Source organism: Ulvibacter sp. 2305UL32-6, assembly GCF_058148545.1.
Window position 1 is genome coordinate 92,183 of record NZ_JBYVKA010000002.1, and the last position, 11,870, is coordinate 104,052.

An 11,870-nucleotide genomic window follows, 5' to 3' on the forward strand; every position below is an offset into this window, starting at 1 on the left:
TCCTTATGATTTATGTATTTGAATAGTTTTGATCACCTTGTCTTTTTGGACAAAATGAAAGCTGTATGATCCACATTTTAGGTGGTCAATGTTCAAATAAATCTCTGGGGTCAACGGATCTATTTCACCAACATATGCTGCTTTTGGCTTTGTCATAGGTTTTACTGAAATAATCGAAAAAAGGATGAAATAACTTCTACAAATCAAAAGTATGAGATTCGTAGAAAGGGGTGTATCAATATTGTAACACGCTAACAATCAAATGTAACATGACGTCAATTTTGGTCACTTGCGTACTCTGCAGGTGTTTTGTTGTAGACTTCTTTAAAACACTTGGTAAAATAGGAGGGCGTATTAAAGCCAACGCTATAGGCAACTTCGGAAATAGTCATTCCCGAATTTTCTAGCAGTGGAAGCGAAGCCTTTAAACGCTCTATTCTTATAAATTCGGATGTGCTCAAATTGGTAAGTGCCTTTAACTTACGATGCAGCTGCATACGACTCATCCCCAAGGCATCAGAAAAGGTCTCACTTTTAAACTCGGGGTCGGTAATATGTTTATCGATAACTTGCTGAAGTTGTTCTAAGAACTGTTCGTCATATGAGGTAAAGGCGATCTCTTTCGGACTTAAATACAGATGCTGACTGTATTTTTTCCGAAGTTCTAATCGGGATAGCAATTTATTAGTCACCTTTTGTTTCAGTATTTCAGCATTAAATGGCTTGGTGATATAATCGTCGGCTTTACTTTGTAGGCCTTCTAAAATAGCAGTATCGCCAATCTTTGCTGTGAGTAAAAAGATAGGAATATGACTCGTTCTTGTATCCTTTTTTAGCTCATTACACATTTCAACACCATCTTTCACAGGCATCATCACATCACTAATAATTAGGTCTGGAATGTGTTCAATGGCCATTTTAACAGCCTCCAATCCATTTACAGCCTCTAGGATGGTTGCATTTTCTGAAAAAAGTGAAACTATGTATTTTCTGATCTCCAAATTGTCCTCTACAATAAGAAGAACTGGTATTTCTTCAGAGTTTATCTCAAAGATCTCTGGAGTGGGAGCAGTCACAAAGTCGTATTCATTTTTTTTGGGAACGACCAAATTAGCATTATACTTTTCTTTGGCAATGGGTAAAATAGCGGTAAACACAATAGTCTTAGCCGATTTTCGAGTTGCTTCAATGCTTCCCTTTGAAAGTGTCACTAGCTCTTTGATCAATGCCAGTCCTACGCCAACGCCCTGCGTATTTTTATCGGCCTGAAAAAAGCGAACGAACAGTTTTTCCATGTCTTTGGAAGAAAGCGTTTGATTATCATTTTCTACTTCAATATGAAGATAGTCGTGTCTTTTTTCCGCAGTAAACACAATCGCTGAATTTTCTGGCGCATATTTTACTGCATTCGACAATAAATTAGAGACAACTTTTTCAAGCACGTCTTTGTCGTACCACGCATTGTTGATCGCATCTAAGCGACTAATTATATCGATTCCTTTTTCCTTGGCCTGTAAGGTAAAGGCTTCTAATATTTGTGTAATTTGAGGCGTGAGGTCTTGCTGTGTCACATGCAAGGAAACCGAACCTTCTTCCAGTTTTGAGAGATCGAGAAGTTGATTGACCAATCGCAACATACGCTGTGAACTTCCTTCTATAACCTGAAGAGCCTTCTTGTCATTAGTGGTTAATCCGCTTTTACTAATAAGTTGTTGTACGGGGCCAGAAATAAGCGTTAAAGGGGTTCTAAATTCATGTGAGATATTGGTGTATAATTTTGATTTAAGTTCATCTAGCTTCTTTAAACGTTCTGTCTCTTCATGTTCTAGACGTAATTGCAACTGCATTTGCCAACGAGACTTTAGATAATGATAGACCACAAATATTGCAGTAAGCGCTAGCAGAACGTATATAATCTTTGCCCAAATATTGAAATACCAGGGCGCTTTTATTGTAAATGAATAGGTGGCAGGGATATCGCTCCAAACTTCATCATAATTACTAGAAACAACTTTAAATGTATAGTCACCAGGTGGAAGTTTTGCATAATGCGCAAAATTTGTTGTGGTAGCTTTCGACCAAACATTATCGTAATTTTCTAAAAGATATTTATAGTTGTTGCGTTCTGGTTGCGAGAAATGGAGACCAGCAAAGGTGAATGAAATATTATTTTGATTATAGGAATAGGAGGCATTTTGTATTAAAGGAAAGGTTTCATTAAAGATTTCTAATCCGGTAATATCTGTTTTGGGCTTAGAAGTATTAAAATGAATGTTTTTTGGCTGAAACCAATTCATCCCTTTTAAGCCTCCAAAATATAAGGTTCCGTCTTGATCTTTGAAATGGGCTCCTGTATTAAACTCAAAAGACTGCAGACCGTCGTACATATCATAATTGACTACCGTTGGCTTCATTTGTTGATCAATAGAAAATTTAGAGAGTCCGCGATTAGAGCTAAGCCAAAAATTGCCAGAGTCATCGGGCAGAATACCATAGATCACATTATTTGGCAGTCCGTCGGAAGTTGTAAAGTGGTGAATTTCTTCCGAAGCCACATCAAAAGCATACAGCCCTTGCCCGTTGGTACCGATCCAAAGTAACCCAGACTCATAATACAGCGATTTAATGTTTTGGAAAGGCTTTTGATCGAAACGCTCAAAGGTTTCCGAAGCGATTGAAAAACGATTAATTCCGTTTGCCTCGGTGGCGATCCATAATTCACCAGGCTCACCGTCTATGATCGCACGTATGGTGTTACTAGAAATACTTTTTGGATCTTCGCTTGTTTGAAACTGTTTGAGGCTGCCTACTTCCGTATTAAACGCTATAAGACCATCATCTCCCGTACCCAACCAAATTTGCTCATTCTGATCTTTGTGAATGGTCCAAATAGTACTTGCTTCTAAAGCAGGCTTTGTAGTGGGATTATAATTGGTAATCTTACCATTTTTGAGCATGCTAAGACCAACATCTTGAAATCCCATATACAACACGTGCTTATCGCTTAAAAGGCTCATGATCCTATTCGACGGAATTTTATAGGGTGGAGCTGCATCCTCTGTATAGGCGCTATATTTCCCTTGTGCAGGTGTATAAGCTGTAAGTCCTTTTCCTGAAGTACCGATCCAAATGGTGTGATCATCGGTTACGGTAATAGCTCTTACCACGTCAATATTGGCAAAACTGGGCGTTTGGTAATTGGTGAGAACATTGAATTTATTGAGATTTTCATCAAAATAGCTTAACCCCGCGCCGTCGGTTCCAAGCCAGATAGTTCCTGTATAGTCTTGATATATACAGAGAATGTCGTTATAGTGAATGGCCGTTGGATTGAGAGATTCTGGTGTAAAATGAACAATTTCTTCTGAAGAAAAATCAAGCAAATAAGCACCATCTCCGTAGGTGCCAACCCACAAACGATCTTTGCTATCAACCAATAAGCTTTCAATATTGAGATCTGCAGGAAGGCTTTTTGAACTGCCAAACCCAAGAAATGGCTCTAAATAATCATCTTGTTCTGTTTTTTTAAAGAGCCCATGACCAAAACTCCCCACCCACAAAGTTTGATCTTCGGTAGTTGCAATACTACTAAAGTTGATTAACGAGTTTGTCTTTTTAGGAGCAATAGACGTATAAAGTGGTGTGTTTGGAGGAAAGAGATATACGTCTTCGGAAGTGGCGACTACTGTATTTCCGTTGTATTCTGAAATAGCATAGACATCTTTTCGAATATCTTTGCTATGAAAAACTTGTAGTGTATCGGACGCCTCAATCTTGTAGAGCCCATTTCCGAAGGTACCGATCCACATCTTATCATAAGAATCCCGAAAAATACTTCCTGCGTTGATAAATTCAGGAATTACAGTAAATGCATTGTTGGTTCTATCTAGCTTTTGGAGTATTCCATTAATTGTTATAATGTAGATCTCATTATTTTTATCAACGAAGACTTTACCTAATCTACTATAAGTATCACGTGTAATATCTTCAAAAAAGGCTTGATATTGAATAAATTGCTTTCCGTCATATTTATTGAGCCCATCCTGAGTTGCAAACCATAAATAGCCCGTACTGTCTTGTTCAATACTAACCACACTATTCTGTGAGAGTCCGTCATTGACCGAAAGATGATTAAAGGAGATCTGTCTTTGTTGCTGGGCGAACGAAGCTAGCGTTGCAATAAAGATCGAAAGGGTGATATATTTTTTCATTGACAGTAGCAAAAAACACTAAAGTTAAGAAAAAGGAGGGAAGTGCTGTTCTTTTTTTCTTTTCCTTCAAACCTTAAAAGCAAAGCTTGCGATTTTAAAAGGATTACTTCGTGATCCTGAGTAGGCTCCCGCTTGAAAATGAAAAGTCCATCACGCTTATCGCGTGATTCTTTTTTTCCCTTCAGACCTTTAAAACCAAAGCTTGCTATTTTAAAAGGATTACTTCGTGATCCTGAGTAGGTTCCCGCCTGAAAATGAAAAGTCCATCACGCTTGTCGCGTGATTCTTTTTTCCTCTTCAAACCTTAAAAACCAAGCTTGCGATTTTAAAAGGATTAGCTACGCTGATCCTGATTGGGCCCCCGCATGAAAATGAAAAGTCCATCACGCTTGTCGCGTGATTCTTTTTTCCCCTTCAGACCTTAAAAACCAAGCTTGCTATTTTAAAAAGATTACTTCGTGATCCTGAGTAGGTTCCCGCTTGAAAATGAAAAGTCCATCACGCTTGTCGCGTGATTCTTTTTTTTCCTTCAGACCTTAAAAACCAAAGCTTGCTATTTTAAAAGGATTACTTCGTGATCCTGAGTAGACTCCCGCTTGAAAATGAAAAGTCTATCACGCTTGTCGCGTGATTCTTTTTTTGTTTTCCTCCGAAACACTAAGACTGCGTCTTCGTTTCTCTGGAAAACAAAAAAGTCTGCACATTTGTGCAGACTTTTCGAGTTAAGTGAGCCCGACAGGATTCGAACCTGTGACCGCCTCCTTAGAAGGGAGGTGCTCTATCCAGCTGAGCTACGAGCCCGTAGTTATAATTTAAACCTGTTTTGACAACTACGAAATCAAAACATGTAAACAAAAAAACCGAACTCACGTTCGGTTTTTGTCGGGGTGGCAGGATTCGAACCTGCGACCTCCTGCTCCCAAAGCAGGCGCGATGACCGGGCTACGCTACACCCCGAAAATTCTGTTTGACAAAAGTAAAACAAATTTTCTTTTAAATGCGTTGAAAGGTAATTTATCAACACTTTTGCGGAGAGACCGGGACTCGAACCCGGGCAGCACTTACGCGCTGACAGATTAGCAATCTGCTCCGTTACCACTCCGGCACCTCTCCAATATTTTATGAACGTGTTCTTCTAAAATGCGAGTGCAAATGTATGTCTTCAATCCTTATAACGCAAACAAATTATAGGCTTTTTTATCGCTTTTTTGCAGAGTAAAGAATTTCAACCCTTTAGCTTTTCGTTTTAAGCCTTTTTACACAGCAATACAATCTTGTTATCTTCCAAGTCGGTGGTAAAAAACAGATATTGGTCGCCACCTTCCTTTAATTTCCATTTTTTTCGCAGTTCTGCAACTGACATTGGGAAATTTCTAGTACTCACATGAATTCTCCCTGACAAACCCAGCTGCTTTATCGCTTTTTTTGAATAGGGCAGTTGCTGTTCTATTTTAAATCTTCTGCCTGGAAATTCGATTAAGGTGTTACTTGTATACAAATGACTATTTATATGTAGTTTGCCTAAATCGAATACCTTTGATACCTGCTGAAATGCCCCACTTTTCATGATAGCCGCATTTGGTTCATACAAATAAGATAATGGCAGGCTATAAGAGGCTTCCGTGGTATCATTCCAATCAAAATCAAATAATTGCAGCCCATCCTTGGTGTGATTTACAGTTTTGATAAGTAAATTATCGCCTCCGTCTTTTTTTATTAACCAAATCAATTCTTTGACTTCGTTATCAATAGCAACAATGTGTATTTCAAAGACATGAGACAATTCACTCAATCCCACAGAAATATCTAACATGGGAGAAGTTTTTAGCATCAAAGTATCACAATGCAATAAAAGCTTGTCTAATTGCTCAGGAATGTTTGGTGCGCAATCTGACAAAAAGAAAACTTTACCTTTTGAGGCATGTCTTCGCGAGGGATCGACATAGATCACATCAAAATGTTGTTGCATGGCATACTTGAGTCCGTTGCCAGCAATCACTTCTATATTGTTTGCTTTTAGCTGTTTAAAATTGTGTTCTGCAATTGCAGAAAGCGAAGTGTTTTCTTCACAATGCACAACCCTGTCAATCTGATTAGAAAAATAATAGCTATCTACACCAAAACCTCCTGTAATATCAATAAGTGATTTGGCTCGAACAAGCGCTGTTTTATATTTGGCTGTAATTTCGGAAGAGGTTTGTTCAATATTGAGTTTTGGCGGATAATAGATCCCTTCCGAAGAAAACCAAAGTGGCAACTTTTTTTCGGCTTTTCGCCTACTTTCAATTTGCTGAATGACGTCTTTAGTTGTGACTCCTTCAAAGGAAGTTCCGCGTAGTGCTAAGGTAGATATTGATTCAGAAAAATTTATTATAAATTCCTGAATTTTAGGCTTTAATATATTATTATTGAAAGTGATACTACAAGTTTTTAGTAAGACGTTTAACAATTTTGTATTCAGATAAAAATTCTTTAGCGATCACTTTTACGGCGGTATATGTGGGTACAGCTAGAATCATTCCTGGAATTCCAAATAGATAACCTCCAACCAAAATGGCTATAAATATTTCTAATGGATGCGAGCGCACACTCTTTCCGAATATGACGGGTTGGGTGATCAAATTGTCAAATAGTTGAGCAAGACAATAACCAATAAATACATAGATTAGAACGGGGAGAAGTTCTGACGAAAAGTCGGCTGCCAAATTATTGGAAATAACAATAAGCAGCATCAGTCCGCCAGCGATCAACGGTCCTAAATAAGGAACTATGTTTAAAAAAGCACATATAAGTGCAATAGCTATGGCATTTTCGATTCCAAAGACCAGTAACAGCACAGAATAAAACAAGGTGAGAATTAAGATTTGAAACAAGAGTCCGCGGAAATACCTCGAAAGAAGCAGTTTAGTCTTATTTAGTACAAGTATAAATCGTTTTTCGCGTCCGGGCTTTGCAAAAGCGGTAACCACCATAGGAATCATCTTGTCATCCTTTAATAGAAAAAAGGAAATAAACAAGACAGCAAAAAGTCCAATAACCGTTGCAGCAATACTTCCGAAGAAAATATCAATAAAATCGGGAATGGCTTCCATATTAAAATTAGAAACAAATTGTGTTCGCTTTATTGCCTCAAATAAGTTAATCTTTTCTACCCCGAGGTAGTCTGAAGCCTGCATACTCAACTCATTCAGATCACTCTTAACCAATTCAAAATCGATCTCTGCTATATTTTTACTCTGCTCTACAATGATAGGAACAAAGATCCAAAAGAGCATTCCTATCGTTGCAATCACCATAGATAGAGTGGTAAGTGCTGCTAATGTTCTTGAGAATTTAAGTTTGTCCTTTAAAAATACCATTATTGGCCTCCCAATTAAAGAAACTACCGCGGCAATTCCTATATAAAGGATAAGTGCCTGTATTTGATACAAAAACCAACACAGCATAAGCACGCCCACTATAACAGCGACGGCTTTTAAAATACCTAGAGCAATTGCTTTTGATTCTTTTTTCACGTAGTAAATATAGTATAATAGCTAGTTATCAATATTAATATTTTCACAATCATTTCGCCTATAATATTATAATAAAGGGACGTTAAATTAACCTTAAACTCAAGCAAACAACAAGTGAGTAACAAGTTGATTTTGTATCTTGAAAAGAAAAAACAAATTATGATTGTTAAAGACCCAGAAAACGAAACGGAAGAATATCTTTTACAGGACAACAAAAAAACACGTGTTGGCGCAGGTTTTATTATAATCGTTTTAATTGTATTGATTGCCGCGGTTATTGGTACCTATTATTTTATAGGTTTCCCAGAATAAAAACTACAGAGTTAGTGCATACAAGGCAATGGCAGTTGCTTGAATGACATTCATACTGCTATTGCGTCCGAACATTTCAATATGTACTGCGGGTGTTAAAGCTAATACTTCTGCTGAAATTCCACGGCGTTCGTTACCAATGACCAAAACGAGGCCCGCATCAGTTTCGGTTGTAAATGTATTGATAGGAATGCTATCACTAGTGATCTCGAGAGCTACAACTTGACAGCCTTTTTGCTTAAATTGGTTGATTTCTTGCATTATATCTTCGGAAGAACGATACGGTATAGAAGCAATGGTATTACGCGCTGTGCGCTTTAATCGGTTGCTGGATACATCAATGGTTGCATTACAGAAAATGATCTCTTTTATTCCGAAGGCATCTCCCAAACGAAACAAAGCTCCAATATTTGCCGGACTACCGAGTCCGTCACAAATAATAGTAATCTCCTTTCTCCTTTCTGAAAACGGCGTAGAGCGATGCGTGTGCTGCTCATTCATTTTTTTAGCCTTCTTGTTAGAACCGCTTTATTAAATTGGCTCGCTTTTTTTTGCGCCTCAAAGTAGATCCATATAGGTAAAGACACTGTTATTACTGCTATAAAACCGAAATAGAAGACCAACAAGGTAAGAACAATAGCTAGGGCAATACATAACCAAAGCACATATTTGGCAGGCTCAGCGTGAAGCCGATTTAAATGTTTCTTTTCGAACGTACCACAGTGGTCACAGTTTCTGGCAATTTCATCAGATCCAAGTTCACGTTCTAGATCAAATCTATTAGTTGTTTTGGTTTTAATATAGTTGTCTTTTTTACAAGAAGAACAATAATAACTTATAATCATAAGGCTAATTTTCAAAAACGTAGGTTACAATATTGGCTCCCATACGCAAAGCTTTAAGGCGTACTTCTTGTGGATCATTATGAACTTCGGGATCTTCCCAGCCATCTCCCAGATCACTTTCAAATGTGTACAATAGCACCAAACGGTCTTCATTGTAGAAGCCAAAGGCCTGTGGTCTGGCATTTTCGTGCTCGTGGATCTTAGGCAAGCCTTGTGGAAACGCGAATTTGTGATTAAAAATAGGATGATTTCCAGGTAATTCCTTTAGCTGTTTTTCTGGAAATATTTTAATGAGTTCTTTTCGAATGTATTCATCCATACCATAATTGTCATCAATATGCAAAAAACCACCACTTAGTAGATAGGTTCGAATGTTTTCTGCTTCTTCCGAAGTAAAAAAAACATTTCCGTGACCGGTCATATGAATAAACGGGTAATCAAAGAGATCTATACTCTCTGGTGTTACCGTTGCCGTTTTTTCATTTATTGTTGTATTTGCTTGTTCGTTGCAAAACTTCGCTAAATTGGATAGGGCAGTAGGATTGCTATACCAATCGCCGCCGCCGCCATATTGCAGCACAGCAATTTCTTGACCAAAAGAATTGGCCTTTAGAAAAAAAAGAAAAATTAAAAATAGGATTGAGCGCATACTGTTTCAAAAATACAAAACAGAATATACAACCTAGTACTTTAGACTAAATTTTATTAAAAATGCCACGACCAAGCTCATGTGTGAAATCCAACCAATCTGCTTCGATTGCGATGGCATGTTTTGTGGTGTGTACTAACTCTAAACTAAATGCTTCTACAGAATCTATCGCATCAATAACTTCAATATTATTGGTAATAGAATCGACTGAAGACGTTATAGTTCTTCCGTATTTAAGGGCTGAAATAGACATAAAATGGGGTTCAATGATAACAATTTGGGGTTCATTGGGGAATGATAAGACAAAACTATAGAATACAAACGACAAATAGACACTTGAAATGTTAAATTATGGTTATTTAGCCGATAATTAACTCTTATTTTCGATGAAATGCACCTTTTTACCTATTAGCAACGCTATAATACGTATTTATCCGACTAAAATAACGGACTAGTATAAGTCTTCGTTTACAAAAGCAACGCTATGACATGCAACAATTGCCGCTGTTTCGGTTCGTAGTCGGCTATCGCCTAAACTAATGGGTTTATAACCAAGATGTAGCGCCTTTTTTATTTCTGAAGCGGAAAAATCTCCTTCAGGTCCTATTAAAATTAAAACCGATTCTTTCGGTTTGAGGACCGATTTTAAAGATTGTTTTTGATCATCCTCGCAATGCGCGATATAACTTTGTTGTTGCGGATTTACTTCCGAAGATAAAAAAGTATTTAAGGAAATAGCTGGGTTTAATACGGGTAAATAGGCTTTAATCGACTGCTTCATGGCGCTAATAATGATCTTTTCATAACGTTCTGGTCTAATGACTTTGCGTTCGCTGTGATCACAGATAATTGGTGTAATTTCACTTACGCCTATTTCAGTGGCTTTTTCGAGAAACCATTCATAGCGATCATTTAACTTTGTGGGAGCAACGGCTAAATGTAAATGATAATGTAGTTGCGGCTGCAATTCAGAAGATATTATTTCCGCCACACATTGTTTAGGACTCACTAAAACAAGACGAGCCTTAAAAAAATAACCCTGACCATTCGTTAAGTCTAATAAATCACCCTCATGTTTACGCAATACTTTGCCAATATGCCGACTCTCTTCTTTATCAAAAAGCACTTGTTTGTCGGTTGGGGCTATATTTTTATTATAAAATAGATTCAAAATAATGAATTAGTGAGTTAATGGATTAATTTTGGAGTATCGTCTGCTTTATTTAAAGTTTCATTCGGGCTTTAGCAACAACATCATTTTCTGCAAACAGTTTTTCTTTAAATTTTAATTCGCCTACCATCGCGATCATTGCGGCATTATCGGTACAATATTCAAATTTTGGGATATGAGATTTCCAGCCATATCGTTTTTCGGCATCTTTTAAAGCAGCTCTAATTCCGCTATTTGCCGAAACACCGCCTCCTATGGCAATTTCCTTGATACCGGTTGCTTTTACCGCGTTTTTTAGTTTATCAATTAAATAAGATACAATAGTGTATTGCAAACTTGCACAGATATCTTCCAGGTTCTCTTTGACAAAATCGGGATTTTTTTCGGTTTCACGTTGTACAAAATATAGCACTGCTGTTTTTAAGCCACTAAAACTGAAATCCATTGGTTTTACTTTGGGCTTTGTAAAAGGAAATCTCTTCGGGTCACCTTTCTGGGCATATTTATCAATCAACGGACCTCCAGGATAGGGGAGTCCGAGTATTTTTGCCGATTTATCAAAAGCTTCCCCAACAGCATCATCAATTGTTTCTCCAATAATTTCCATATCAAAAAAGTGATTCACCTTTACAATTTGAGTATGCCCTCCACTAATTGTGAGTGCAAGAAATGGAAAGTTAGGAGCTGTTTGTCCTTCGGCTTTAATAAAATGAGCCAAAATATGTGCTTGCATGTGGTTTACAGCGATCAATGGAATACCCAATCCCATAGCCAAAGACTTTGAAAATGAGGCTCCTACAAGCAACGATCCCATTAATCCTGGACCCCTTGTAAAAGCTATGGCACTTAGCTGTTTTTTATCGATATTTGCCTTGAGCAACGCTTGATGAATTACCGGAACTATGTTTTGCTGATGCGCACGAGAAGCCAACTCGGGGACAACTCCGCCGTATTCTTCATGAATTGATTGTGTTGCAACAACATTAGAAAGTACAACACCGTTGTTGATTACGGCTGCCGCTGTGTCGTCACAGGATGATTCAATTCCAAGGATATAACAATTAGTTTTGTTCACGGTAAAATAGGCATATTAATTGGTAGTAAAATTAAAACATTAAAAGCGTATCAAAAAATTAAGAAAAATAATAGTTCGAACCTTCGCAATCA

At 37.6% G+C, this 11,870-nt stretch carries 11 protein-coding genes and 3 tRNA genes; 1 reads left to right on the forward strand and 13 read right to left on the reverse strand.

All coding sequences use genetic code 11. The features are described from left to right. Positions 1 to 3: 3 nt before the first annotated feature. From ACY2RU_RS06190 to ACY2RU_RS06220, 7 genes are all read right to left on the reverse strand, one after another. Complete coding sequence (locus ACY2RU_RS06190; protein ID WP_490137562.1) at positions 4 to 156, reverse strand: hypothetical protein; 153 nt, start codon at positions 154 to 156, stop codon at positions 4 to 6. 119 nt (positions 157 to 275) lie between these two features. Continuing rightward, positions 276 to 4,211, reverse strand: coding sequence for a hybrid sensor histidine kinase/response regulator transcription factor (locus ACY2RU_RS06195; RefSeq protein ID WP_490137563.1), 3,936 nt, complete (start codon positions 4,209 to 4,211; stop codon positions 276 to 278). Positions 4,212 to 4,938: 727 nt separating this feature from the next. Further along, positions 4,939 to 5,012, reverse strand: a tRNA-Arg gene (locus ACY2RU_RS06200). A gap of 81 nt (positions 5,013 to 5,093) precedes the next feature. After that, positions 5,094 to 5,168: transfer RNA gene (locus tag ACY2RU_RS06205), tRNA-Pro, on the reverse strand. A gap of 72 nt (positions 5,169 to 5,240) precedes the next feature. Beyond that, positions 5,241 to 5,324: transfer RNA gene (locus ACY2RU_RS06210), tRNA-Ser, on the reverse strand. Between the two features lie 133 nt (positions 5,325 to 5,457). Further along, positions 5,458 to 6,660, reverse strand: coding sequence for a class I SAM-dependent methyltransferase (locus ACY2RU_RS06215; protein ID WP_490137564.1), 1,203 nt, complete (start codon positions 6,658 to 6,660; stop codon positions 5,458 to 5,460). Continuing rightward, entirely contained in the window at positions 6,632 to 7,726 is a 1,095-nt protein-coding gene (locus ACY2RU_RS06220; protein ID WP_490137565.1) for an AI-2E family transporter, read from the reverse strand. The genes ACY2RU_RS06215 and ACY2RU_RS06220 overlap by 29 nt, the downstream gene beginning before the upstream one ends. Before the next feature lie 159 nt (positions 7,727 to 7,885). Here ACY2RU_RS06220 and ACY2RU_RS06225 point away from each other — a divergent pair, with 159 nt between their 5' ends. Next, on the forward strand, positions 7,886 to 8,038 hold the full coding sequence (locus tag ACY2RU_RS06225) for a hypothetical protein (protein ID WP_490137566.1): 153 nt from the start codon (positions 7,886 to 7,888) through the stop codon (positions 8,036 to 8,038). Positions 8,039 to 8,041: 3 nt separating this feature from the next. Here the strand turns inward: ACY2RU_RS06225 and ACY2RU_RS06230 are convergent, their stop codons facing one another. The 6 genes from ACY2RU_RS06230 to tsaD form a co-directional block, all read right to left on the reverse strand. Further along, the gene (locus tag ACY2RU_RS06230; RefSeq protein ID WP_490137567.1) at positions 8,042 to 8,539 is read right to left on the reverse strand and encodes a TrmH family RNA methyltransferase; all 498 of its coding nucleotides are present in this window, start codon (positions 8,537 to 8,539) and stop codon (positions 8,042 to 8,044) included. Further along, the gene (locus tag ACY2RU_RS06235; RefSeq protein WP_490137568.1) at positions 8,536 to 8,898 is read right to left on the reverse strand and encodes a hypothetical protein; all 363 of its coding nucleotides are present in this window, start codon (positions 8,896 to 8,898) and stop codon (positions 8,536 to 8,538) included. Before ACY2RU_RS06235 ends, ACY2RU_RS06230 begins: the two co-directional genes overlap by 4 nt. Continuing rightward, positions 8,888 to 9,532, reverse strand: coding sequence for a DUF4159 domain-containing protein (locus ACY2RU_RS06240; protein WP_490137569.1), 645 nt, complete (start codon positions 9,530 to 9,532; stop codon positions 8,888 to 8,890). The genes ACY2RU_RS06235 and ACY2RU_RS06240 overlap by 11 nt, the downstream gene beginning before the upstream one ends. Positions 9,533 to 9,578: 46 nt before the next feature. Beyond that, entirely contained in the window at positions 9,579 to 9,860 is a 282-nt protein-coding gene (locus tag ACY2RU_RS06245) for a hypothetical protein (RefSeq protein ID WP_490137570.1), read from the reverse strand. 123 nt (positions 9,861 to 9,983) lie between these two features. After that, positions 9,984 to 10,703, reverse strand: a complete 720-nt coding sequence (locus ACY2RU_RS06250) for a 16S rRNA (uracil(1498)-N(3))-methyltransferase (protein ID WP_490137571.1) — start codon at positions 10,701 to 10,703, stop codon at positions 9,984 to 9,986. Between the two features lie 52 nt (positions 10,704 to 10,755). Further along, a complete protein-coding gene (gene tsaD, locus ACY2RU_RS06255; protein WP_490137572.1) occupies positions 10,756 to 11,778 on the reverse strand; it encodes a tRNA (adenosine(37)-N6)-threonylcarbamoyltransferase complex transferase subunit TsaD in 1,023 nt (340 codons plus the stop codon). Positions 11,779 to 11,870 lie beyond the last annotated feature (92 nt).